This is a genomic window from Zymobacter sp. IVIA_12111.31 C1 (assembly GCF_047495495.1).
Taxonomy (GTDB): Bacteria; Pseudomonadota; Gammaproteobacteria; order Pseudomonadales; family Halomonadaceae; genus Zymobacter.
The window spans coordinates 1,469,973-1,495,688 of record NZ_CP179930.1; the positions used below are offsets into that span (position 1 = coordinate 1,469,973).

Below are 25,716 nucleotides of genomic sequence, written 5' to 3' on the forward strand. Positions count from 1 at the left end.
GACAGTCCATTCGTTCAGTAGAAGGCACCTCGTCGCACTCTTCCAATGCGCGAGGCCGCCTTCATCGCTGCCCCAATCTTCAGGCCAGCGCTTTCTCGATCACTTCATACAGATTGCGTGACAGCGATTGGTTGCGGATGCGCTCAAGCGCACCACGCATCAGCTGCTGATGCGCCTCATCCAGACGCTGATAGCGTGTCAGAGGCAGAACCAGACGTGCGGCGATCTCGGGGTTGCTTTTGTTGAGCTGTAGCACGATGTCGGCAAGCAGGGCATACCCTTCCCCATCGGCACGATGGAAGTTGACATGGTTGTGCTGTGAAAACGCTCCGATCAAGGCACGGACACGATTCGGGTTGCGCAGCGAGAACGCCGGATGCGCCATCAGCGCCTTGACGCGATCCAGTGCCTCCGGGTGCGGCTGGGTGGCCTGCAACGTCAGCCACTGGTCCATCACTAGCGGATCGTGCGACCAGCGCGCTTCGAAGGCCTTCAATGCTGCATCAGCACGCTTACCGGCATGGCGGTGCACCAACTGGGTCAACGCAGCCCGCGTATCCGTCATGTTGGTCGCTGTCTTGAACTGCTGATCGGCCAATGCCAGTGCGTCTTCATCACCCGTCGCACACAGATAGCTCAGCGCAACGTTTTTCAGTGCACGATGAGAAATCTGCTCGAAAGACGGTTCGTACGCCGCTTTCGTTACATTGCTTTCATACAGCGCCTGCCAGTGGAAGTGCAGCTGCTCTGCCAGAGAACGTTCGACGAATACACGAGCATCATGGATTGCATCGATATCGACCTGTGCCAGTTGCCCCGCTAGATAGGCCTCAGAAGGCAACTGCAGCATTTCAGCCAGTACAGCGCGGTCTGCACGATCTGGCGTTTTCAACAGGTAGTCAAAGACATCTAGCAGCGTGTCGTCCAGTGTCGGCGCTTTGCCAGCCTGAATGGCATGCATGACGTCAAAGATCGCTTCCTGTGCCAACCGTTGCCCGGCATCCCAGCGGTTGAAGCCATCCACATCATACTTGACCAAGAAGGCCAGCTGTTCACGCGTGTACGGGAAATTCAGAATGACCGGCGCAGAGAAGCCTCGAAGCAATGACGGCGTCGGCTTTTCGGCAACGTGCTTGAAGACGATACGTTCTTCAGCTTCACGCAGCTCCAGCACCATTTCGTGTCCCGGACGCTCGTTGCCAACGGCCAGTTCAATCGGATTGCCACGGCCGTTGAGCAGCCCCATGCGGACCGGGATGTGCAGCGGCAGCTTGCTATCGGCAACCTGCCCCGGTGTGGCCGGCGTATGCTGACGGAAGGTCAGAGCGTACTCCTGCCGCTCGGCATCGTATTCTTCGGCCACGTCGATACGTGGGGTACCGGCCTGTTCGTACCAGCGCATGAACTGGCCCAGGTCGATGCCACTGACATCGGCCATCGTGTTCACGAAATCTTCGACACGTACGGCCTGACCATCAAAGCGTTCGAAGTAGGTATCCGTACCGCGGCGGAATGTTTCCTTACCCAGCAGGTTGCGCAGCATGCGCACCACTTCGGCCCCTTTCTCGTAAACGGTCAGGGTGTAGAAGTTGGAAATCTCGATAAAATGATCGGGGCGCACAGGGTGAGCTGTCGGCCCTGCGTCTTCGGCGAACTGCTGGGTACGCAGCACGGCCACGTCTTCGATACGTTTGACGGGCGCAGAGTTGGTATCAGCGGAAAACGTCTGATCACGAAAGACCGTGAAGCCTTCCTTGAGCGCCAGCTGGAACCAGTCACGGCAGGTCACACGGTTGCCTGACCAGTTATGGAAATACTCGTGCGCCACGATGCCTTCGATGCGCTGGAATCCTGCGTCGATCGTGGTTTCCGGGTTCGCCAACACCGCAGAGCTGTTGAAGATATTGAGCCCTTTGTTTTCCATCGCCCCCATATTGAAGTCGTCAACGGCAACGATCATGAAGCGGTCAAGATCATACTCGCGACCGTAGGTCTCTTCGTCCCATTTCATTGCACGCTTGAGCGCACCCATCGAGAATTCGGTCTTATGCAGGTTCTGCGGTTCGACGTACAGCTGCAACAGTACGGTACGCCCGCTGCGGGTGGTGAAATAGCTTTCGACCACTTCAAGCTGTCCAGCAACCAGCGCGAACAGATAAGACGGTTTGGGGAACGGATCTTCCCATGTCACAAAGTGGCGACCGTCTTCTAGGTCCCCTTGATCGATGGGGTTGCCGTTGGACAGCAGTATCGGCAGCGTGGCCTTATCGCCAACAACGGTCGTGGTGAATTTGGCCATCACGTCTGGACGGTCAGGGTACCAAGTGATGCGGCGGAACCCTTCTGGCTCACACTGCGTGCAGTACATTCTGTTGGAGCGATACAACCCTTCAAGCGCGGTGTTCTGCTCGGGCGCAATCACTACTTCAGTGTCAAGCACGAAATCGTCAGGAACGTCATCAATAATCAGCCGTTCCCCGTCAATACGATAACGGCTGTCGGGAAGCGCTTCGCCATTAAGCGAGATGGCTCGCAGATCAAGGTTCGCACCGAACAGTTCGAGCGGCACGCCCGCTTCACGCTCGGGATGGCGTTTCATCCGCAGCGTCGCCTTGACGTGCGTATCCTCGGGCGCCAGCTCGAAAGTGAGATGAGTGGTCTCGACGGTATAGGCCGGTGGGAGATAGTCCTTGAGATAGACGACTTCGGGTTCGCTCATGACGGAATGACTCCAGCACTGATGAATGAAGTGAATAAGAGAGCAACGCATCGCACAGTCATGGTGAGACATGCGTGCTGACGGTTTGTCTTCATCATAAGCGATCTAGCGTTGCACACGCACCCTTGACTTCAATTCTCGTTGAGCGAGAGGACGTTAGCTAGAATATTGCTTGAAACGAGAGCCATGATAACGGTATAAATGCGATAAACTCGAAAAAGGCAACACAGTGCGGTGCGACAGGTGGTCACAAGCGTTGTGGTTTGCCGTAGAATGACGGTCCATGTTCGACACTCACCCAAGGAAAGGACTTCATGGCGCTTCCACCTCCTCCTGCGCTGTCTACGCCTCGGCTCAACCTGATGCGTCTGACCATCATGCGCGGCATCACATGGACCGGTTTTCTGCTGGTTGTGATCTTCGGTATCGAGGTGATGGGGTTCCAGCTCAATGTCCTATCCGTGATGGCCACCATCTTGTTTATGGCGGCTTTCAACGTGGTGACGTGGTGGCGGCTGGGACTGACGCGTCCCGTCTCCGACCTTGAATACACCCTGCACCTCATCATTGACCTGCTGGGACTGACCTGCGTCTTCTTTCAGACGGGTGGCGCCACCAACCCCGCCGTCACCTACCTATTGGTACCGATCACGATAGCGGCGGCCACCCTGCCCTGGTGGCACTCCATCACCACCGCGCTGTTCGCTATTCTCGGCTACACGCTGCTGATGTACTTCTATGTGCCACTGCCGCAGCTTGAGCAGCACTTCTTCAACCTGCCGTTTTCGCTGCATATCGTGGGCATGTGGCTCAACTTCATCCTGTGTGCGGCACTAATGACCTACTTCATCTACAAGATGGCGCGTGCCTTGCGTCTACGCGACCACAGCCTGGCACAGACACGCGAGGCCTCGCTGCGCAACGAACAGATCTTGGCCGTGGCCAGTCAGGCAGCACTGACCGCGCACGAACTGGGCACTCCGTTGTCGACCATCGCCGTGCTGTTGAACGAGATGCGTAGCGATATCACTGATCCGCTGCTGCAAGAAGATCTCGATATGATCCGCTGTCAGGTCGATACCTGTAAGCAGCATCTGCGTACGCTAGCGGCCAGCGCCGAGCGCAAGGCCAGCAGCATCGAAACGCAGGATGCGCCGCTGTGGATCGGCAACGTCATTGAGCGCTGGCTGGTGATGCGCCCCGACGTCGAATACGACTTCGAAGTACGCGGGCGTCGTTCGGCCCAGATCGATGTCGATATCACGCTGGGACAGGCCGTGATGAACCTGCTGAACAACGCGGCAGATGCCAGCCCAGATCAGATCAAGATCACACTGGACTGGAACGAACATACGGTGACGCTGGATATCCGCGACTACGGCCCGGGCATCCCGATGGACATCGCCGATAAGTTAGGTGAGACTTTCGTCACCTCTCGCTCAAAGGGAATGGGCATCGGACTGTTTTTGACACATGCCACTATCAATCGCTTCGGCGGTAGCGTGAAACTCTATAACCAGGACGGTGGTGGTACACTCACCGAAGTGACACTGCCGCGTGCAGGCACCTTGTCCTGAATGGCTCTGCCACCCCGCGCTATTTACCAGAAGCGTCAACGCTGAGTTATGACACGAGAGCACACCATGGACAATCCGACTTCCTTTCTGATCATTGATGATGACGAACTCTTCTGCCGCGTCATGGAGCGTGCCATGAAGCGCCGCGGGTTCGCCGTCTTCGTCGCCAACACGGCAGATCAGGCGCTATCGATGGCTCGCCAGCACCAGCCAGACTACGCCTCCATCGACCTCAAGCTGGCGGAAAGCTCCGGCCTCAAGCTGCTGCCGGAACTGCTGGCCATCGTACCGCAGTGCAAAACGATCATCCTGACCGGCTACTCCAGCATTTCGACGGCGGTGGAAGCGATCAAGCTGGGCGCGACCAACTACTTGTGCAAACCGGTCGATGCCGATGAGGTACTGCACGCACTGAAGACCGAAGCGCCGGACCCGGACGCCAAGATTGCGGACCACCCGCCGTCCGTTAACCGCCTGACCTGGGAGCACATCCAGCGCGTGCTGCAGGAAAACGATGGCAATATTTCGGCAACGGCACGCAGCCTAGGCATGCACCGTCGTACCCTGCAGCGCAAGCTGCAGAAACGCCCGGTCAAGCGTTAAGCCTTGCTACACTGATCCTGTAGGATTTTTTAATCCAGCGCATGGAAGGAAACGATCATGATGTCTCTTCACCAGCGATGCCATATTGCCGAAGCCATCGCCCGCCGTGCCGGCGATGTACTGCTCGAAGCACGCCAGCACGGCGATTTTGGTGCACGCCTCAAACGCGGTGAAGAACTGGTGACCGACATCGATGTCCAACTGGACACCATGATCAGCCAGGCACTGGAAGGTATGTTTCCCGGTGAAGCACGCCTGACCGAAGAACTGGCCCCCGAGGCCATGTCTCGTGCCCAGCTCGAAGGGCCACTGTGGATCGTCGATCCCATCGATGGCACCGTCAACTTCGCTCACGGCCACGCCCATGTGGCCGTATCGATTGCGTGGTGCCATGAAGGACAGCCGCAGGTCGGTGTAGTGCATGCGCCGTTTTTGAACGAAACCTTCACCGCCATTCGCGGAGAAGGCGCATGGAGCAATGGCCACCCGATTCACTGTCGGCAGATCACCCGGTTGGACGAAGCATTGATCGCGACCGGCTTCGCCTATGACCGCAGCGCTCGTCCACGCCAGCTTGAACTGGCGGGCCGTTTGCTGATGCAGTGTCGCGATCTGCGACGCAATGGTGCGGCGGCGCTTGATCTGTGCCACGTTGCCGATGGGCGTTTGGATGGCTATTTCGAAAGCGTTTCGCCGTGGGACATGGCTGCAGGCACACTGATCGCGCAGGAAGCTGGCGCTTGTTTCAGCCATTACGGACCAGTACCGGACACTGTTCCGGATGCTCTATATAGCCGCGACATGCTGGTATGCGTACCCGCGCTGCAGGCATCGCTGACGTCGCTTCTTGCCGCCCAATAAGACAGGAATTCGCTATGCGCTGTCCTCCCCCTGCCCGAACAACGCGGTATTTGGCCTCATGACGCCACCCAGTTTTAATGTGCGCCCATCCGCGAAACAGGCTCCTTTTGGTTCGTCGATGGTGATGCGTCATCCTCTGCGCGGCGCTCTTTGCGCCGTGCTGTTTCTCGCGGGATGCAGCACAGCCTCCTCGCTAAACGGCGGCGATGGCGGCTGGACAACGCTGCAACCCGGCGAAACCCTTTACCGCCTCGCCCAGCGCAACAATCGCCCAACGGCGTGCTTACAGCGCTATAACCCCTCTCTACGCGCTGACGCGCTGAGCGTCGGGCAGCGTATCCTCGTGCCCAGTGCGGAAGAATGCGCGTCGCTGGCCAGTGCACGCATGCGCTATCGCGTTCGCCGCGGCGACACGCTGTACAGCATTGCTCACTACTTCGATCAGACGCCACAGGCAATGGCCGCCGCCAACCCCTCGCTGCCCCCGAACCCCCGCCTTGAAATCGGCCAGTGGGTAACGCTATCCGGCATACAGCGCGGAGCGGCCACACAGTCTTCGCAGGCCACCGTCAACAGGACGGCCGCGGCCACCAAAAACTCTGCGTCACGCACTACCCCTACCCGCGTAGCGCCTGCACCGGCCCCACTGCCCAACGAGATGACCCATCGTCCATGGCCGATGCAGGAACCGCGCGTGATACGCGAGTTCGGCCCCGACGATCGCGGCCGCCTGCAACCGATGATGCTGGCCGCCCGCACATCTCAGACGGCCACTGCCGTTGCGGATGGCAGCGTGCAGTTCGCCAGCACGATGCGCCAGCTGGGCCATGTGGTGATCGTGCACCATGCCCGCAATATACAGACCGTCTACGCACACTGTGGCTCGCTCAGCGTCAAAGCAGGCCAGCGCGTCAAGACGGGTACCCCGCTATGTCAGGTGGCTCAGGATGATGTCACGGCATCCCCTCAGCTGCTGTTCGACGTGCGCCAGAGCGGTCGTCCTATCGACCCTCGCCGCTTGCTGAAGTGAGTGATCCTATGCCCTTGCCTCCCGCTTTCATCGACCATGAGTCGCTTCATGCGCTGTCCGCCACTCGGATGGCCCCCATGAAAGTGGCTTTCGTCAGCGAAACCTGGCTGCCTGAAATCAATGGCGTCACCCATACGCTGTCACAGCTGTCGCAATATCTTCACGCGCAGCACTACACGCTTCAGCTAGTACGGCCCACGCCCAAAGACGGCTCTCGCGATGCCCGAGTCGATGAGGAGCTACAGGTCAAGGCGATTCCCGTCAAGGATTATGAAGGGGTCAATATCGGCTGGGTACCTCCGCGCAAGCTGCGCCAGTTCTGGCGAACACACCGCCCCGACGTAGTCTATATCGCGACCGAAGGGCCGCTCGGCATGGTGGCTCTGCGCGTTGCCCGCCAACTGCGCCTGCCCGTCGTTAGTGGCTTTCACACCAATTTCGACCAGTACAGCCGCCACTATCTTTGGCTGCGCGCCGTGCGCCCGTTTGTCGGGGCGTTCCTGAAACGCTTCCACAACCGCACACTGGCCACGCTGGTACCCACTCGCCAGCAGGCCGAGCGCATGACCGCACAGGGTTACCGCAATGTACAGGTCATGGGGCGTGGTCTGGATCACGGCAGGTTTTCTCCTCAGCACCGTGACGATGCGCTGCGTGCCTCGTGGGGAGCAACACCAGACACACCGGTTGTCATGTATACGGGGCGCCTGGCTGTCGAAAAGAACATTCCACTGTTGGTAGCATCACTGCGAGCGCTGCATGAACGCCATCCCGACCAAATCGCCGTCATCGTGGGCGATGGTCCCATGCGCCATGAGGTCGAAGAAGCCGCCCCGTGGGCGCATTTTGTCGGTTTCCAGCAGAACGAGGATCTGGCACGCCACTATGCCAGTGGGGATATTTTCCTGTTCCCTTCACTGTCCGAGACGTTCGGCAACGTGGTCACTGAAGCAATGGCGAGCGGACAGTGTGTGGTGGCGTTCGACTATGCTGCCGCGGGAGAGCTGATCGAAAATGGGGTCAACGGTTTTGTGGTACCCTGTGGAGACGAGCAGGCGTTCATCGACGCCGTGCTGACCATTCGCGAGACGCCGTCGCAGATCAGGACGATCGGGCAGCGTGCGTGCGACCGAGTGGCAAGCCTGACGTGGCCGCACATCGCGGAAACGTTCGTTCGTTACTTGCATCAGGCCAGGGAGACTCATGATGCGTGACCGACGCCATGCAGTATTCAAGCATCTCGATATGCTGGAGTGGAAAGCCTGCCGCCGTTGCACTCGCCTAGGCAGTTATCGTCCAGTGCTGTGGCTGCTGCAGAAAGCGAGCTGGCTGGGCGACTATCCGGCATGGATTGCCGTCTGCCTTATGCTGCCCGTACTGCACGGCAAACTGGGGTGGATCATGGCCGTTTCGTGGGGTGTTTCCGCGGCGATTGGCGGACTGCTCTATCGACTGATCAAAAACAAGCTGTGTCGCGAACGGCCCTATATTTCATTCGACCTAATTCCGTGCACCATGCCGCCACTGGATCGCTACAGTTTCCCCAGCGGCCATACTCTGCACGCCGTCATGTTTACGACGCTCGCATGGCAGTACGAACCACGCCTCCTAATTGGCGTTATCCCGTTTGCTATCATCGTTATGCTGTCGCGGGTCATTCTTGGCCTGCACTATATCAGCGATGTCATTGCGGGAGCGCTGATCGGTTATGGCGTGGCGCAACTGTCCATTCTGGCCATCGACAGTGCCTTTCCGAATCTACTGGGCTAGATCAGCCCCTTATTCAGAAGCCCACCGATATTAATAATAAAGAAAGGCAACCCCGAGGGGTTGCCTTTTTGCGTTTGCCTCGCAGACCTTCACTATACGCTCCAAGGCCTCGTCTGCAGGACCAAAAAAAGCGACTTTTGGCGGCCAATTCAACTGACCGCGGACTTGATGCTGCCGCATACTTGCGGCACTCTCAGTTCATATTGATCGCCGCTTTCTTAGGATATCGCCATGCCTGCTTCTTCACCTGCCCCATTCAAACGCTATCGTCTGTTGACCGGCCCTGACGATGCCGCTTTCTGCCAGCGCGTATCGACACTACTGGATCAAGGCTTCGAACTGCACGGCTCACCGGCACTGACTTATGACCCCGTACGTCAGTGTGTTATCGCCGCTCAAGCGATCATCTGGCCCGCCGATCGCCCCGCCCCACAGCCACAGAACGGCTGACGAGGGCAGTAACAGCCACTATAGAAGCCCATGGGCTTCTATAGTGGCTGTTACGTAATCTAAGCCGTTGCCATTTAATGGAGCGTAACGGGCAATTTGTTAGCATCTCTACAATGCAGCATGATATCAACCATAAATATCACACCCTGAACTATTAATAAGTTCGTTAAAGTAAAAAACAGCTTTATATATTGTCAAGGCACAATAATCACTTCACAATAAATAAAACACTACTTTTTAAAGGCGTTGATAGCCAAACCACTTCCTACCATTATCAGCCCCAATACTGCAAAAAAAGCCACCGGAATAAATTTGAAAAAAAGCACAAAGAGATGTGTTTGTGGCATGGTATATACTACGTATGCCAGATGAAGTAGAAACAGAGCTGCAACAGCCAGCAGCACACAACCACATTTGAAAACTAGATTAAAGGAAGACTTATTACCATTATTCATAATTATATCAAACCCCTCTTTACACGTTAAAACACAATATATTTTCGATTATCATTTTATAACTTTTCATGACACATATTCCAGCTTTTAGCCTAGCACTTTCACTAATAGGAAATGCAAAAATCAACATGTCATTACGTAATAATTACAGCAGAACCAACAAACTATACCTCCCTCGCGGCTCATTTTTAATATAAAAGACAGTAAACCAATTGTCAGCACACGAAACTCAAGCTTCCAACTAAACCAAAGCCAATCATAGCACACAGTGGCAGTAGAAAGCATTGTGGATGTTTAGACAGCACTTATATCAATTACCAAATAATTACCTTTATTAGCCTTTCCTCTGCCTACAAGAATAAATCCTACTTTAGGCCGCTATATTACCCTCGGCGCCCTATGCGAGGGTATATTGCGACCTAATCTGCCTCCCAGGCCATTTTATAACAACATCTTAAATCATGCATGTAATATACTGCCGTTTGCACGTCTAAAGTACTACTTAGCGCACACCATTACTATTAACCCACCGATTGGCCCTTATCCCTCGCCAGCAGTACCGACTTATGCAGCGGTTATTTTTATCTACAAATTAAATTCCAAGCAAGCACATTCCGCCGACATAGATGACACGGTATAACGAAGTATGATAATGCCCCTGTTAATTTTTGGACGGCGCAGTGTTCCGTAGAGACTGATCGCTCTTGAAGCATGTAACAAGAATACCTAGAGTCTCGACCATTAGTGCAAAAGAAGTGGGGTAATGGCATACAGAGTTCATCGGGAAAGGTCTCTAATCAGCCATGCCTCAAAACTCAAAGGCAAAATAGGCTTTTAAGAGGCTGTTTCATAACCTGAGTAATGGCTTTTCCCTTTCTAAAATAGACGGCTTTTACCGCAATTTTGTGGTTTGAAGTCCCGTCAATGACTGGAGTATTGGAGTTATGAAACACGCTCTAACGTTCCCCAAATGCATAACCCATAGACCAAAGATATGTGAACTACAGCACTTTTATCTCCCGTCGATAGCACCGTTGACTACCGTGCACCGCATAAAAAAGCCCTACCGTTAACACGTCAACGGCAGGGCTTTTCAAGCTATTGCTAAGCGATCAGCGCTATCACGATACGTGGCCGCCATGGGCCTGCTTGTCGGCGTGATAGCTGGAGCGCACGAGTGGGCCGGAAGCCACTTGGCGGAAGCCCATCTTCAACCCTTCTTCTTCGAACCATTTGAAGATTTCGGGGCGTACCCAGCGGTCAATTGCTAGGTGGTTTTTGGACGGCTGCATGTACTGGCCGATGGTCAGCATATCTACATCATGGCGACGCAGGTCGCGCATAACTTCAATGATCTGCTCATCCGTCTCGCCAACGCCAACCATCAGCCCAGACTTGGTTGTGACATCAGGGCGACGCGCCTTGTAACGCTTCAGCAGATCCAGCGACCACTGATAATCGGCGCCCGGACGTACCTTGCGGTACAGCGACGGTACGGTTTCAAGGTTGTGATTGAAAACGGTCGGCGGCGCATCAGCCAGAATATCGATGGCCACATCCATACGCCCTCGAAAATCGGGAACCAGGATTTCGATCTCAATGTCGGGGCTGAGTGCACGAATAGCCGAAACGCAGTCAGCAAAATGGCCTGCGCCACCGTCGCGCAGATCGTCGCGGTCAACCGAGGTGATGACCACATAGCGCAGCTTCATCTCGGCGATGGCTTCCGCCAGCTCGCGTGGTTCTTCGCTGTTCAACGCATTAGGGCGACCGTGTGCCACGTCGCAGAACGGGCAGCGGCGCGTGCAAATATCCCCCATGATCATGAAGGTGGCCGTGCCGCCGTGGAAACATTCCCCTAGGTTGGGACAGGTGGCTTCCTCACACACCGTATGCAGCTTGTGCTTACGCAGCGTCTGCTTGATACGGGTCACTTCGGAGGAGACCGGCATACGTACGCGTAGCCAGTCGGGCTTCTGCGGCAGCGTTTCTGTCGGAATGACCTTGACCGGGATGCGGGCGACCTTCTCTGCCCCGCGCAGCTTGACGCCTTGTACGGCGCGCTTCGGCGTTACAGTGGATTCACTCATGACTCACCACCAGACTCGTAAAATTCAAAGGGATCGCCCTCCTGTGCAATGGGTGCGAACAGGAAAGCGGTCGATTGTTGGGTCAGCTGATGAACAAGGCATTTCAGCCAACGGTCGGCTTCTTGCGCGCGATCAATGACCTTGCCGGCAGGCAGCAGGTCACGCAGCTGCGTCATCGCCATTCCAGCATACCCACAAGGGTTGATGCGCTCGAACGGCGACAGGTCCATATCCAGATTGAACGCGATGCCATGATAACTGCAGCCGCGACGTACGCGCAGCCCCAGTGAGGCGATCTTAGCCAGTGAGCCATCAGCACGATCGACATAAACACCCGGTGCGTCCGGGCGCGCAAAGGCCTCTATGCCGTGCTGTGCCAGTGCCTCGATAACACTCTGCTCAAGCGCCGTAACCATTGCCCGTACGCCGATACCACAACGCTTGAGATCAAACATCAGGTAGGCGATCAGCTGGCCGGGGCCGTGATACGTCACTTGGCCACCACGGTCGCTCTGCACGACAGGAATGTCGCCCGGCATCAGGACATGCTCGGGCTTGCCCGCCTGCCCTTGCGTGAATACCGGCAAATGCTCGACCAGCCACAGCTGGTCCCGATCATTGCGCTGACGCTGATCCGTGTACTGGCGCATGGTCTGCCAGACGGGCTGATAGGCGCGCATTCCCAGTCGATAAAGATCAAAGGAATGCGTTGGCTGTGGCGTGGCTACGGGCATCTCAGGCATATGCCTCACAGCACCATGTGTACGCGGCCCGTGGCCTTAAGCGCTTCGAACAGCGCCTTCAGCTGCTCTTCGCTCGTTGCTGTGATAGTGGCACGCAGTGAACGAAAACGGCCGGTACGGCTGTCTTGATGGCTGAGATCGGCTTCGTTGAAGCCGCTATCGAAACGCTTGAGCACCTCGACGATAGCCGGCTGGAAGCCGTCATCGTGATCGCCAACGATCTTCAGCGAGTAGTCGCAGGGAAATTCAATCTTCGGTGCTGGCTGACCACCATCGCCCTGCATACCCAACGCCTCGGTGCTCTTCTGCTCAGTGTTCTGGTTGTCGCTCATGTCATGTCTCTATGTCAGGCCAAGCGGCACTTTAAAACCACTTGGCGTTGAATGCGTCGGTGAAAATCGCTGCTGCGCGCTCCACGCTATTGCCTTAAAGGATACATTGATCCTGCGAGCGGGTCATCGTCATGGTGGTGATCACGCCGTGCCGCTCGTAAAGCCTGCGCTAAGACACTCACCATAACGATCATATAGCGCTATGTAGTATGGGCGATGACCGCCATGATCAAGGTGTTTATCGCGCTTTTTTGCGGCGGCAGGCTGCTACGACTGCGCTCCGCACGTCAAAACAGCTGAAACGACGAACCCCACAGGGCGCCATCGCCACCGTGGGGTTCGTCTCACATCAACACGATGTTTCTGGCACCATGTAGAGCGTCAACCAATGCCTAGTGTCAGAACAGATTGACAAAGAAACGTACGATACTGTCCCAAAGGCGACCGAAGAAGCCCGCTTCCTCGACCTCTTCCAGCGCGACCAACGGCACCTGAACAAGCGCTTGATCACCACGACGGATCGTCATGGAGCCCAGCGTCTGCCCTTTATGAACCGGTGCATCGACACTGGAAGGCAGGTCGGTATGCTGGGTCAGCGGCGCATCGCCACGCGGCAATGTCGCATAGACGTCGTTCTCGAAGCCTACTTTCAGGTGATTCTTTTCACCGCCCCAAACACGCAGGTCGTTGTTGATCGGCCCCTTCTGATACAGGTGCTGCGTGGTGTAGTACAGGAAGCCGTGGTTGAGCAACTTCTGCGTTTCAACCGCACGCGCCTGCTCGGAAGTGGTACCCATCACGACGGCGATCAAACGCATGTCACCCTGCTTGGCAGAGGCCACCATGCAATAACCCGCCGCGTCAGTGTGGCCCGTTTTCAGGCCGTCCACGCGCGCATCCCGATACAGCAACAAGTTGCGGTTAGGCTGACGAATATTGTTGTAGGTGAACTCTTTCTGAGCATAGAGAGAGGCATGCTCGGGGTAGTCGTTGACGATATGGCGCGCCAGGATAGCAAGGTCATATGCCGTCGAATAATGGTCGTCGTGCGGCAGCCCCGTCGCGTTCATGAAGTGGGAATCCTTCATGCCCAGCGCTTGCGCCATACTGTTCATCAGTGCAGCAAAAGTGTCTTCGGAGCCGGAAATATGTTCGGCCATCGCGACGCTGGCATCGTTACCAGACTGAATAACGATCCCTTTCATTAGCTCGCTGACCGGCACGGTGGTACCGACGCGCAGGAACATGCGCGAACCACCGGTACGCCAAGCATGCTCGCTGACCAGCACAGGAGTCTCTTCAGGCAGCTGACCCTGTGCCGTGCGGTACTCGGCGATGTAGGCCGTCATCAGCTTGGTCAGACTGGCTGGCGGAACACGTTTGTGAGAATCGTGTTCGATCAGCACCTGACCCGTGCGCGCGTCCATCAGTAGCCACGAGGTCGCCGCCAGTTGTGGCGGTGCCGGCACGGCCGTCGCCAGATTGAGCGGCGGCAGGTTGGGCGGCAGCGACTGCTGGCTCTGAGGGACGGCAGGTGCATCTTCCGCATGAGCCAGCAAGCTTGAGCCTGCCATCACCGGTGTCATACCCAGCATGGCCGCCAGCACCCAGACACGGGAGCGGCGAACGGATGAAGCACTCTTGTTCATGATTTCTATTTCCTGTTGTCCAGTCGTGGAACGGTACGTCAATTACCGTCAAAAACGTGCATCCATGCGGTGGTGACAGTCAAGGCACCGCGTCCACCTCAATCGGGTGAGCGTATCCGGCGTTGTTAAGTGCTTCTCGGGCGGCCACCAGCGCCACTTCATCATGAAAAGGCCCCACATGGATACGATAGATATCGCGCGTCTTCTGTACGGCGACCGGCAGCGACAGGCGCGAACTCAGCTGCGCTCGAAGCTGCCGTGCATTCTGTTCGGAACTTAGCGCCGCCACCTGCAGCATCTTTCCGCCACCCATGCTGCCTGCCGCGACCGTACTGGCCGCTACACGCGGCGCCGTCGGTGAGACAACGGCAGCAGGTGTGAGGTTCGCCGAGGCCGAAGGTGCTGTTAGTGCGGACCTGGCTGTAACGGCTGTCGCAGCGGGCGATGATAGCGCTAAAGGGTCGATGCCTTCGACCCGCACGTGACCTGTTCCCTTCGCCGCGATGCCCAGACGCCATGCGGCGGCATAGGACAGGTCAAGAATGCGGCCGTCATGGAACGGCCCTCGATCGTTAACGCGAACTACAACCGAGCGCCCATTATCGAGGTTGGTTACCCGCGCATAGCTAGGCAACGGCAGCTGCTTATGCGCCGCCGTCATGGCATACATATCATAGGGTTCGCCACTCGATGTAGCGTAGCCATGAAACTTATTGCCGTAAAAGGAGGCCTGCCCTTCTTCGACATACCCCTGCGCACTGGGCAGCACACTATAACGCTTGCCCAGCACGGTGTAGAGCGGCTGGTTGCCCGAACGCGCACGCGGCTCGTAATGCGGCACTGCATCCTTGACCTGGCTCAGATCGCGCTGATCCGTCGGATAGCTGTCAGAACGTGATGCATAGCGATGCTGATGAGATGCGCACCCGGCCAGCAACAGGATCAGCCCGACCGTCCAACCGCAACGAAGCACCTTAGTGCTGGGCTTGACGCTGCGCCAATGTATTCTGGATCTGCTTAGCAAGGGAAGTCACCGCCATCGCATAAAGTGGGCTGTGATTGTAACGAGTAATCACGTAAAAATTATGCAGCCCGATATCGTACTCCACGCTGCCATCGCTCAGCTCGAAGGCCAGCGGAATGACGCGGGTATCGGCAGGCAGCGCTGCACTACCACGAATGCCCTTGGCTTCAAGTTCGGCCACGGTACGATACGGTGCTTCAGGGCGGTTGTAATCAAGACCTTCAGGAGGCTGCTGCGGCCCCGTCGCGGTCAACACCACGCTTTCACCGGACTTCCAGCCGTGTGCCTGGAAGTAATGCGCCACGCTGCCGATAGCATCCGCCGGCGAGTTCCAGATATCGCGAATACCGTCACCGGTGTAATCCACTGCGTAGGCACGGTAGCTGGACGGCATGAACTGCGGGTAGCCCATCGCTCCGGCATAGGAGCCCTTATACGCCAGCGGATCAAGCTTCTGCTCGCTAGTGAGCTTCAGATAAGCACTCAGCTCCTTACTGAAAAAGGCCGAACGGGCAGGATAGCGGAAGGCTAGCGTCCCCAGAGCATCAACCACACGGTATTTGCCCGTGTTGGCTCCATAGCCCGTCTCGACGCCGATGATGGCGGCAATAATCTCACGCGGCACGCCGTACTCACGCTCAGCACGTTCCATCGCAGGCAAGTTCTGCATGACGAAATCGGCACCCTTGTCGATGCGCGACTGCTGCATGAACAGATTGCGATACTCATCCCAGCGCAAGCGCTTCTCGGCAGGTTTACTGATCGCAGCGATAATGCTGGGCTGGAACGTAGCGGCTTCGACCACACGGCGCACCTGTTCAACAGGAATCTGCTGTTCGCGGGCCGTCGTTTCAATGAACTGCTTGATCGCAGGTTCGGTAGCCGGAAAATCCGCGGCCTGCACGGCAGCCACTGCGGACATCCACAGCAGCGCGGCAGCGCCCATTCGGGCACCGTAACCACAGACATTCTGCATCATCGTTCTATTACCCATCCCTCACTCCTTTGTTCGAAGGGCATCGCTACGTCGTCCGTCCATACGGCGTTAAAAAGGTTGGGGCGCGATCAGGGCCGCAGCAAGCGACGGTGCGTATGTATCGACATCACGATGCCAAACCCGGCCATTAGCGTGATACTCGATGTCCCACCGTAACTCACCAGCGGCAGCGGCACACCCACTACCGGCAGGATGCCGCTGACCATCCCAATATTCACGAAGACGTAAATGAAGAAGGTCAGGATCAGACTGCCTGCCAACAGACGACCGAAGGTGTCCTGAGCGCAATACGCCACATAGAGGCCGCGCCCGACAATCATTAGATACCCGATCATCAATAAGATCATGCCAACCATGCCGAATTCTTCTGCCAGCACGGCCACGATAAAGTCGGTATGGCGCTCAGGCAGGAACTGCAACTGTGCCTGCGTGCCGTCCATCCAGCCCTTGCCAAACAGCCCGCCGGAACCGATGGCGGTCTTGGACTGGATAATGTTCCAGCCGGACCCCAGCGGATCCATCTCGGGGTTAAGGAAGGTCAGTACGCGCTGGCGCTGATAGTCATGCATGTTGAACCACAGCAGTGGCAATGCCGCGCCGATGACCAGCACACTGATGAAGACCAGACGCCAAGAAATGCCGGCCAGAAAGATGACAAACATGGCGGCGGCAAAGATCAGCAGTGCCGTTCCTAGGTCAGGCTGGCGCGCGATCAGCAGTACCGGCACCATCATGATCAACACACACACGCCAAGATCAGGCCAGCTCATCGGAATCGAACGCCGCGATAGATAACTGGCCAACATCATCGGCATTACGATCTTCATGAACTCGGAGGGCTGGAAACGCATTACGCCAGGAATTTCTAGCCAGCGCTTGGCCCCCATCGCGTGGTAGCCCGTAACGGCCACCGCCACCAGCATCAGGGTGACCAGCACATACATGGCCGGTGCCCAGCGCTGCATCGTCACCGGTGGAATCTGGGCGATGATCGCCATGACCACGAACGCCAGCACGAAACGCAGCGCCTGCGCCTCAACGTACAGACGCGCTTCACCGCTGGCGCTGTACAGCACCACTAGCCCACCGGCCATGGTCAGCATCAATGACAGCAACAGCCAGGGATCAATGTGCAGCATGCCAAAGCCAATGCTGTCGCCGCGCGCATGGCGTCGCTGGTAGAACGTTCGCAACCAACCCTTCATAACGTATCCTGAGCTCTATTCGATCTCGCCGGGTACTGACAGTGTTTCATCGTGGTGCCCCGACAGGATTTTTACCTCGTGTTCAGCCCCGGGCTTCATCCACTCGTCGATGATATGACGCCCGATCGGGCCGGCAATCTTACCGCCCCACCCCGCATTTTCGACAATGACCGCTACGGCAATCTGGGGATTCTCAACCGGCGCAAAACCGATAAACAGCGCGTGGTCACGCTTGCGCTCATCGATCTCGGACGCGTTGTAGCGCTTGTCCTGTGCCACGGTAAAGACCTGTGCCGTACCGGTCTTGGCCGCCAAGGTATAGTGACGGCCATCGCGCAGTACATCAGAATTATCCGCGACCCCTTTCATGGCATTGATGACGATATTCCATGCATTGGGGTAATTGATGTCGATATCGGGTGGCGTATCGGGGAACGGGGGGAGCACGTCGTGCGTGCCGATGCGCGCCGCCAGATGCGGACGTACCCATTTCCCGCGGTTGGCCAGCACGGCCGCTGCCGTCGCGATCTGAAGCGGCGTGGCTGACACATACCCTTGACCGATACCAGCCGAGAGCGTCTCACCCGGGAACCATACCTTGTCGCGCTCGCGCTTGTAGCGACGGCGTTTCCACTCGGGGTCAGGCATGGTGCCCGAACCGGCGCCCCATACATCAAGCGAGTGCTCTTCACCGAAACCAAAACGATGCATGAACGCACTCATACGCTCAATGCCCAGATTGTGGGCCAGATTGAAGAAGTAGGTGTCGTTGGACAGCAGGATGGCACGCGGCATGTCAACTCGACCATGCCCCCAGCGGAACCAGTTGCGGTACTTGTGATGGCTGGGATCGTTGGGCAACTCGTAAAAGCCCGGGTCGTTAACCGCATCACCGGGCGTGACCACCCCTGAATCCAGACCGGCCAGCGCCATATACGGCTTGATGGTCGATGCAGGCGGATAGCGCCCCTGCACGGCACGCGCATAGAGCGGTAGGTCTTTGTCATCCTGAAGTGACTGGTAGTCCTTGCGACTGATGCCGGTCACGAACATGTTGGCATCGAATCCCGGCGATGAAGCCATTGCCAGAATGCCGCCGGTCTTAGGGTCAATGGCCACGATCGCGCCGCGTCGCCCCGACAGTTCTTCGTAGGCCTTGTGCTGAAGCGCGCTGTCGATGGTCAATACGACATCCTTGCCCCGTACCGGCGGCGTGCGACTCAGCTCGCCCAACAGACGGCCACGAGCATTGGCTTCGAGCTGACGCATGCCCGCCTGACCGTGCAGTTCCTTTTCATAGAAACGTTCAATACCGATCTTGCCGACAAAATGGGTACCGGCATAGCTATCGGGATCAAGGCGTGTGAGGTCATCCTGACTGATACGACCGACGTAGCCCAACACATGGGCCATCACATCGCTGTCGGGGTAATAGCGCAGCAGCTGCGCTTCAACATCAAGGCCGGGCAAGCGGTAGCGGTTAAGCGCCAGACGTGCGATCTGGCCTTCGCTGAGATCGCTCAAAAGAACGGCGGGCTGGAACGGGCGCTGACGCTGGAGAGAACGATCTTTCAGCTCATCAAGCATGTCCTGCGGCAATTCCAGCACGGACATTAGCGTTTCCAGCGTCTGGGTCACGTCGCCGGAGCGCTCGCGCACCATGATCAGGTTGTAGGTGGGACGGTTTTCGGCCAGCAGACGCCCTTCTCGGTCGTAGATCAATCCACGGGTGGGCGGCAGTGGCTCAATGCGAATGCGGTTATTGTCGGATCGAACCAGGAATTCTTCATGCTGAAAGACCTGCAGATAGACCATGCGGGCCATGATGCCACAGGTCATCAGGACAACCATGGCAGCCGCGGCCAGACAGCGGCCGCGAAACAGGGCGACTTCCTCTGCCGTATCCTTGATGCGCGTGGGTTTGTTGTCCTTGTCTCGAAGACGGGTAATCAGTGTACGCAGCATGACCTTCAACAGCAGGGTAAACGGGAAGAAACGACAGACTAACGGTGGTAAGGATGGCCTACCAACAGGGTCCACGCACGATAAAGCTGCTCGGCCAGTACGATACGTACCAGCGGATGAGGCAGCGTCAATGCTGACAGCGACCAGCGCTGATGGGCCTTGGCCAAACAGCGCGGATCAAGGCCGTCCGGGCCGCCGATCAGCAGGGCGACATCGCCACCCTGCATACGCCACCCGTCAAGCTCATGCGACAGCTTGTGCGTGTCCCATGTGCGACCTTTGACATCAAGCGCCACGATATGATCGCTATCGCGAATATGGCTCAGCATGCGATCCCCTTCCTGGGCCATCGCTCTGGCGATATCCGCGTTCTTGCCGCGATTACCCGGCGCTATCTCAATAAACTCGATAGCGCAGTCGCGCGGCATTCGTTTGACATACGTCTCGACACCCGTTTCCACCCAGTCCGGCATTTTGGTGCCGACAGCGAGGATACGGAGTTTCACGCCTGCCCACCTTCCGCATTGTCGCGCGTAGAGATGGGCAGTTCGCCCCACAGACGTTCCAGATCGTAGTGCGCGCGGGCTTCTGCCGTCATCACATGAGCGACGACATCACCGAGGTCGACCAGCACCCAATCCTGCGCCTGACGCCCTTCAACGCCCAACGGCTGCATACCCGCGTGTTTGGCTTTTTCGACGACGTTGTCTGCCATAGCGGAAACGTGGCGAGAGGAGGTACCGCTCGCGATAACCATAAAATCAGTGACGCTCGTCATATGAGCGACATCCAACACGACGATATCTTTACCTTTGAGGTCTTCCAAGGCGTCGACGACCAGTGTCTTCAAAGCTTGTGTCTGCATGTTATCCAATCAATCGTTCAGTAGCATTGCCTGAAAAAGCGGTACATCTGGGCCGATAACCGCGGAAAGAGCGCATCTTACCGTTTTTTTCGCTCCGCTTCGCCTGTTCAGACATCTTTTTTATCAAAGAAGGCGGCTATTGCCGCCCTTCTTCGTCGAGTAGCGTGTCGTTGGCACCCACGATCATCACATGCTGAGCAAGGCTGACCGTCGGCACCACACACTTATTGCTGACGGTATAGCTGACGTTCAGCAATCACGCCCAGCACTTCTGGTGCCAGCAGGTAACGCGTGTCTTGCCCGAGCGCCAGACGTTCACGGATGGCCGTCGCCGAAAGTTCGATCGGCGTCGGCAAGCGCAGCGGTAGATAACAACCCGACGTACGCGCCATCAAATCGTCGATGCCATCGGCCTTGCGACCGTCGACCAACGCCGCCACTTCATCGCTCAGCACCAGTTCGGCACCGGGGCGCTGAATCACAACAATATGCGCCAGCGAGAACAGCACATCGGGCTGACGCCAGCTGGCCAATCCAAGGAAGGCATCCACACCGACAACCATCATCAGACGAGCATCGACACCGTACTGGTCTCGCAGCGAGCGCAGGGTATCTACCGTATAGGAAGGCCCTTCACGCTCCAGCTCGCGAGCATCGGCCACGATGCCGTCCAGCGGCGCAACCGCGGCGGACAGCATGGCGAACCGATCCTGCCCGGAGACACCAGGCACCTGACGGTGCGGTGGCTCGCGGTTCACGATCATATGGACCTGATCAAGCGCTAGCTGTTCCCGCAGTTCAATGGCAGCACGCAGATGCCCCACGTGAACGGGGTTGAACGTGCCGCCAAACATGGCGATTCGTACAGCATCAGCCACGGCACTGCCCCTGCCCGAACACGATGTATTTCTGTGAAGTCAGTCCTTCCAGCCCGACGGGGCCGCGGGCGTGCAGCTTGCCGGTCGAAATACCGATCTCGGCCCCAAGGCCATACTCGAAACCGTCCGCGAAACAGGTCGGCGCATTGGCCACAACAGAACTGGAATCAACGCCCGCCATGAAGTGCTGGATACGGTTGATGTCGGTCGAGATGATGGCATCAGTATGCTGTGAGCCATAGCGGTTGATGTGCGCCATGGCATCATCCAGACCATCAACGATACGCACAGCCAGAATCGGTCCCAGATATTCGGTCGCCCAATCGTCTTCTGTTGCAGCGTCAAGGCCTGACACAATGGCACGACTGCGCTCACAGCCACGCAAGGTGACCTCGCGTTCTGCAAAGGCCTTGGCGATTACCGGCAGGAAGCGCTCGGCCACTCTGGCGTCAATCAGCAGGGTTTCCAGCGCACCACAGATACCATAACGATAGCACTTGGCATTGATGGCGACCTTTTCCGCCAGCGCTAGATCTGCCGTTTCATCGACGTACATATGGCAGTTGCCGTCTAGGTGCTTGATAACCGGCACACGCGCCTGCTCGGAGATGCGCTTGATCAGCCCTTTACCGCCCCGAGGGATGATGACATCGACATAGTCCGACATCGTCACCAGCGTATCGACCGCAGCACGGTCGGTGGTTTCGACAACCTGTACGGCAGACTCGGGCAGACCCGCATCACGTAGGCCTGCATACAGGCACTTGGCCAGCGCGGCATTGGATTCACGGGCTTCGGAACCACCGCGCAGAATGCAGGCATTGCCCGATTTCAGACACAGGGCCGCAGCATCTGCGGTAACATTGGGGCGAGATTCGTAGATGATGCCGATAACGCCCAGCGGAACTCGCATCTTGCCGATCTTCAGACCATTGGGACGCGTACGCATGCCATCGACAGCGCCAACAGGGTCATCAAGATTGGCGACCTGACGCAGGCCTGCGATGATGCCGTCAATGCGAGCATCAGTAAGCACCAAGCGTTCGATACGAGCCGTGGGCAGCTGGCGCGCTTTTGCCTGTTCGACATCACGCTGGTTGGCGGCGAGGATATGGGCACGGTCAGCGTCGATATGCGCCGCTGCCGCTAGCAATGCGTCGTTCTTCTGGCGCGTGGACGCCAGCGCCAGCGTTGCGGCAACGCTGCGTGCTCGGCGACCCAGTTCGAGCATATAGGAATGCGTGTCCTGCAGAGCATCGGTCATGCCGGTCTCCTAGATTCAGCTGTGTTCTGACTGAAGATACATTCATCCAATGCCGCGATAAATCAAGCCCCTACCCGCTACAAGGGGCTCTACGGATCAGACGGTTTGCGCTATAGTAACCTTCATTTGGCGGTATGTCGCATTCGAAGGCCGTGCGTAACCGGCCTTTTTTCATCATTTTTCCGCCGATAAGACTTTCACTATAAGGGCTTTGTCTGCCATGTACAAAGCAGCCACGAGATACTCATCATGCTGCCTGCTGTCACCTATTACCCCTACACTTGCCTCCTGTTGCCAGCCTGCATCACGGGGGCGTCACGATGGATGAGCTAATCGCGTCACTGCCGGGCTCTACGCTAACGGTTGCCATTGCCATCTTCATCGTTGCTGCCATCGAATCCGTAGCCGTGCTGGGGCTGATTCTGCCCGGCACCATCATGATGTTCGGCGTTGCACTGCGCGCCGGTCAGATCGATATGAACGTCTATCTGATGCTAGCAAGCGGAGCGCTTGGCGCTACCGTCGGCGACAGCATCAGCTATTGGTTGGGCAAGACCCAGTGCCACCGCATTCCGCGGCTCTGGCCCTTCAGCCGTCACCCATCGTGGCTGGCGCGCGGCCAGATGTTCTTCAACAAACACGGCGGCCGTTCGATTTTGATCGGACGCTTCGTCGGCCCAGTGCGCCCCCTCATTCCCATGATCGCGGGGATGATGCGCATGCCGCAGTCACGCTTTCTGGTCGTCAACGTCATTTCCGCCATTGGTTGGGCACCGCTCTATCTATTACCCGGCTACTGCGCGGGCCAGAATGCACACTTTTCAGCGGCAGCGTCGATCTGGATCGGCGGGCTGTTGGCGGTCGTTCTGGTCGGTGGGTTTCTGCTGTCGTGGGGGCGTACACTGTTCGCACCGGGAGCACGGCTCTATTACGCGCTGGAGCGCCGCATGCGTGCGCCCTCCTGCCGCCGCCGCTTCTGGAACGCGCTCAGTAGTCCGTTCGACGGTTTCCCACTAGGGGCCATTGTGCTGCTGAGTATCAGTCTGCCCTGCCTGATCGCATGGACGTTCATCGTCTGGAAGGCGCTCCCTCTACCCCTCGGCATTGATACCATGACCCGTGATCTGTTCGCGGATTTCGCCAAGCTACCCTACATGACGACGGCTGCCAAATTCGCTTCCATGATCGGTGATGGCCCTGGCCTGCTGGCACTCAGCCTACCGTGGATCATCTGGTGGACATGGCGTCGCTACTACGCCATTGCCCTGCACTGGGCAGGTGCCATGCTGGCCGTACCGGTCGTGAACTGGGGCCTCAAGCATCTGTTGAATCGTCCTCGCCCGTCAGGGTTGCTTCACTCCTACTCCTATCCCAGCTCACACACATCCGGGGCAGCTATTTTCTGCTGCCTGATGGCGACGTACCTGATGGCCCACCTTCCCGCTCGCCTGCGCAGCCTGTGCTTCTGGACGGCGCTAGCACTGGCGACCCTGATGGGGCTGTCGCGCTTGGTCTACGGTGTCCACTGGCTCAGCGACCTTATTGGAGGCGCGCTGCTGGGGCTGACACTGCACGCGATCGTCAACATCAGCTATCACGCTTTCTCTCGCAAGGAAGTAAGCTGGTGTGGCGCATGGCTGCCCATGCTGGGTATGGTCGTGCTGCTGGCCCTGCGCATGTGGCTACTGCCGCTGCACTAAGTAGTCGACTCGACAACGAAAAGCCCGCCTCATTAGATGAATGAGGCGGGCTTTTCTTCATTATGCACTGCTGACAACCGATGGCTTACGAATGGCGAGCGGCCAGCGCGTCCAGCAAGCGCTGGTGAATATTCTCAAATCCACCGTTGCTCATCACAACGATACGATCACCGGGGCGCGCTTCGGCGACGAGGGCGTCGACCAGCTTATTCACGTCATCGCAGATCATCGCTGGCGCCCGTGTCGCACATGTCACGTCTTCCAGCGACCACCCCAGCCCCGCCGGGCGGTACCAGAAGCTGAGATCAGCATCATCGACGCTGGCCGCCAGCCGATCGCGCAGCGCTCCCATTTTCATGGTGTTGGAGCGAGGTTCCAGTACAGCCAGCACACGACCATGCCCCTGCTGGTCCACCATGGCACGCCAACTGGCCAACGTCAGCGCCACGGCGGTCGGGTGATGAGCGAAATCGTCGATCACAGCAATGTCATTGACCACACCACGCACTTCTTGACGACGACGAGGTGCCTTAAAGCGGGACAGTGCTGAAGCAGACTGCGCCAGAGAGACGCCCGCATGGTAAGCCGCAGCGGCGGCAGCTAGGGCATTGCGTACGTTGTACTCGCCGTGCAGCGCCCACTGCACGTCAGCCTGCATAGTGCCTTGCTGCGGATCCGTATAGCTCAGTGTGAACCGCTGTCCCAGCGCATCGTGCAGATGGTACTGCCACTGACAACCGTCCTGCGTTGCCGCACCGAACTGCTCAACCGGCGTCCAGCATCCCTGCGCGATAACACGCGCCAACGCGGACTCACCCGCTGCTTGCAGGATACGGCCGTTACCGGGCACTGTACGCACCAAGTGATGGAACTGACGCTCAATAGCGGCCAGATCAGGGAAAATATCCGCATGATCGAACTCAAGATTATTGAGTACGGCCACATCGGGACGGTAGTGAACAAACTTGGAGCGCTTATCGAAGAAAGCACTGTCGTATTCATCAGCCTCGACGACAAAAGGCGCATTAGCATCGCCCAGCGCTGAAGACACTCCCAAGTTGAGCGGCACGCCACCGACCAGAAAGCCGGGATTGAGGCCCGCATCGCTCAGAATCCACGCCAGCATGCTGGTGGTCGTGGTCTTGCCGTGCGTGCCCGCCACAGCCAGCACCTGACGCTGCCCCAGAATATGATCCCGCAACCACTGAGGCCCACTGGTATACGGCAAGCGCCGATTCAATACGGCTTCCACCTCAGGGTTGCCGCGCGACATGGCGTTACCGATCACGACAAGATCAGGCGTCGGCTCGAGGTTATCAGCAGAATAGCCTTCGATCAGGTGGATACCAGCATCTTCCAGCTGGGTGCTCATCGGGGGATAGACATGAGCATCCGATCCGGTGACGTGGTGGCCTGCATCGCGCGCCAAGCGCGCCAGACTACCCATGAACGTACCGCAGATGCCCAGAATATGAATATGCATGCGTCGGATTGCCTTTTGTCCTGTGGTTCAGGAGAGGCACGCCCACCTTGCCCGGC

General features: G+C 57.5%; 22 protein-coding genes. 8 read left to right on the top strand and 14 right to left on the bottom strand.

What is annotated here, in order from left to right; translation table 11 throughout:
• Positions 1–79: 79 nt before the first annotated feature.
• Positions 80–2,719 carry an aminopeptidase N gene (gene pepN, locus ACMHYW_RS06595; protein ID WP_414501426.1) on the bottom strand — a complete coding sequence of 880 codons (2,640 nt, stop codon included), beginning with the start codon at positions 2,717–2,719 and terminating at the stop codon, positions 80–82.
• 314 nt (positions 2,720–3,033) lie between these two features.
• Here pepN and ACMHYW_RS06600 point away from each other — a divergent pair, with 314 nt between their 5' ends.
• From ACMHYW_RS06600 to ACMHYW_RS06630, 7 genes are all read left to right on the top strand, one after another.
• Positions 3,034–4,296 (top strand): ATP-binding protein, encoded by a 1,263-nt coding sequence (locus tag ACMHYW_RS06600; RefSeq protein WP_414501427.1) that lies wholly within the window; start codon positions 3,034–3,036, stop codon positions 4,294–4,296.
• Between the two features lie 66 nt (positions 4,297–4,362).
• Positions 4,363–4,899 carry a response regulator transcription factor gene (locus ACMHYW_RS06605; RefSeq protein WP_027705751.1) on the top strand — a complete coding sequence of 179 codons (537 nt, stop codon included), beginning with the start codon at positions 4,363–4,365 and terminating at the stop codon, positions 4,897–4,899.
• A 57-nt stretch (positions 4,900–4,956) separates the two neighbouring features.
• Entirely contained in the window at positions 4,957–5,760 is an 804-nt protein-coding gene (locus ACMHYW_RS06610; protein WP_414501428.1) for an inositol monophosphatase family protein, read from the top strand.
• A 58-nt stretch (positions 5,761–5,818) separates the two neighbouring features.
• Complete coding sequence (locus ACMHYW_RS06615; protein ID WP_414501429.1) at positions 5,819–6,790, top strand: peptidoglycan DD-metalloendopeptidase family protein; 972 nt, start codon at positions 5,819–5,821, stop codon at positions 6,788–6,790.
• An 8-nt stretch (positions 6,791–6,798) separates the two neighbouring features.
• Positions 6,799–8,004, top strand: a complete 1,206-nt coding sequence (locus ACMHYW_RS06620) for a glycosyltransferase family 4 protein (RefSeq protein WP_414501430.1) — start codon at positions 6,799–6,801, stop codon at positions 8,002–8,004.
• A complete protein-coding gene (locus tag ACMHYW_RS06625; RefSeq protein WP_324603189.1) occupies positions 7,994–8,560 on the top strand; it encodes a phosphatase PAP2 family protein in 567 nt (188 codons plus the stop codon). Before ACMHYW_RS06620 ends, ACMHYW_RS06625 begins: the two co-directional genes overlap by 11 nt.
• A gap of 231 nt (positions 8,561–8,791) precedes the next feature.
• Positions 8,792–9,010: a DUF1737 domain-containing protein gene (locus ACMHYW_RS06630; RefSeq protein ID WP_038278923.1), complete on the top strand. Its 219-nt coding sequence runs from the start codon at positions 8,792–8,794 to the stop codon at positions 9,008–9,010.
• Positions 9,011–10,586: 1,576 nt separating this feature from the next.
• Here the strand turns inward: ACMHYW_RS06630 and lipA are convergent.
• From lipA to ACMHYW_RS06690, 12 genes are all read right to left on the bottom strand, one after another.
• Positions 10,587–11,555 carry a lipoyl synthase gene (gene lipA / locus ACMHYW_RS06635; RefSeq protein ID WP_414501431.1) on the bottom strand — a complete coding sequence of 323 codons (969 nt, stop codon included), beginning with the start codon at positions 11,553–11,555 and terminating at the stop codon, positions 10,587–10,589.
• A complete protein-coding gene (lipB, locus tag ACMHYW_RS06640; RefSeq protein WP_414501432.1) occupies positions 11,552–12,298 on the bottom strand; it encodes a lipoyl(octanoyl) transferase LipB in 747 nt (248 codons plus the stop codon). The genes lipA and lipB overlap by 4 nt, the downstream gene beginning before the upstream one ends.
• Positions 12,299–12,303: 5 nt before the next feature.
• Positions 12,304–12,630, bottom strand: coding sequence for a YbeD family protein (locus tag ACMHYW_RS06645; protein ID WP_414501433.1), 327 nt, complete (start codon positions 12,628–12,630; stop codon positions 12,304–12,306).
• A gap of 398 nt (positions 12,631–13,028) precedes the next feature.
• Positions 13,029–14,279 carry a D-alanyl-D-alanine carboxypeptidase family protein gene (locus tag ACMHYW_RS06650; RefSeq protein WP_414501434.1) on the bottom strand — a complete coding sequence of 417 codons (1,251 nt, stop codon included), beginning with the start codon at positions 14,277–14,279 and terminating at the stop codon, positions 13,029–13,031.
• Positions 14,280–14,358: 79 nt separating this feature from the next.
• The gene (locus ACMHYW_RS06655) at positions 14,359–15,252 is read right to left on the bottom strand and encodes a septal ring lytic transglycosylase RlpA family protein (RefSeq protein ID WP_414501435.1); all 894 of its coding nucleotides are present in this window, start codon (positions 15,250–15,252) and stop codon (positions 14,359–14,361) included.
• A gap of 1 nt (position 15,253) precedes the next feature.
• Positions 15,254–16,297, bottom strand: coding sequence for a lytic murein transglycosylase B (mltB, locus tag ACMHYW_RS06660; protein WP_414501436.1), 1,044 nt, complete (start codon positions 16,295–16,297; stop codon positions 15,254–15,256).
• A 71-nt stretch (positions 16,298–16,368) separates the two neighbouring features.
• The gene (gene rodA, locus ACMHYW_RS06665) at positions 16,369–17,505 is read right to left on the bottom strand and encodes a rod shape-determining protein RodA (RefSeq protein WP_414501437.1); all 1,137 of its coding nucleotides are present in this window, start codon (positions 17,503–17,505) and stop codon (positions 16,369–16,371) included.
• Positions 17,506–17,520: 15 nt separating this feature from the next.
• Complete coding sequence (mrdA, locus tag ACMHYW_RS06670) at positions 17,521–19,470, bottom strand: penicillin-binding protein 2 (protein WP_414501438.1); 1,950 nt, start codon at positions 19,468–19,470, stop codon at positions 17,521–17,523.
• A 38-nt stretch (positions 19,471–19,508) separates the two neighbouring features.
• On the bottom strand, positions 19,509–19,976 hold the full coding sequence (rlmH, locus tag ACMHYW_RS06675; RefSeq protein WP_027705762.1) for a 23S rRNA (pseudouridine(1915)-N(3))-methyltransferase RlmH: 468 nt from the start codon (positions 19,974–19,976) through the stop codon (positions 19,509–19,511).
• Complete coding sequence (rsfS, locus tag ACMHYW_RS06680) at positions 19,973–20,335, bottom strand: ribosome silencing factor (RefSeq protein ID WP_414501439.1); 363 nt, start codon at positions 20,333–20,335, stop codon at positions 19,973–19,975. The genes rlmH and rsfS overlap by 4 nt, the downstream gene beginning before the upstream one ends.
• 224 nt (positions 20,336–20,559) lie before the next feature.
• Positions 20,560–21,213, bottom strand: a complete 654-nt coding sequence (gene nadD / locus ACMHYW_RS06685; protein ID WP_414501440.1) for a nicotinate-nucleotide adenylyltransferase — start codon at positions 21,211–21,213, stop codon at positions 20,560–20,562.
• A complete protein-coding gene (locus ACMHYW_RS06690) occupies positions 21,206–22,477 on the bottom strand; it encodes a glutamate-5-semialdehyde dehydrogenase (protein ID WP_414501441.1) in 1,272 nt (423 codons plus the stop codon). Before ACMHYW_RS06690 ends, nadD begins: the two co-directional genes overlap by 8 nt.
• 320 nt (positions 22,478–22,797) lie before the next feature.
• On the opposite strand from ACMHYW_RS06690, the gene ACMHYW_RS06695 reads away from it, so the two are divergent.
• Positions 22,798–24,177 carry a bifunctional DedA family/phosphatase PAP2 family protein gene (locus tag ACMHYW_RS06695; protein ID WP_414501442.1) on the top strand — a complete coding sequence of 460 codons (1,380 nt, stop codon included), beginning with the start codon at positions 22,798–22,800 and terminating at the stop codon, positions 24,175–24,177.
• Positions 24,178–24,262: 85 nt separating this feature from the next.
• Here the strand turns inward: ACMHYW_RS06695 and mpl are convergent, their stop codons facing one another.
• Positions 24,263–25,660 carry a UDP-N-acetylmuramate:L-alanyl-gamma-D-glutamyl-meso-diaminopimelate ligase gene (gene mpl, locus ACMHYW_RS06700; RefSeq protein WP_414501443.1) on the bottom strand — a complete coding sequence of 466 codons (1,398 nt, stop codon included), beginning with the start codon at positions 25,658–25,660 and terminating at the stop codon, positions 24,263–24,265.
• Positions 25,661–25,716 lie beyond the last annotated feature (56 nt).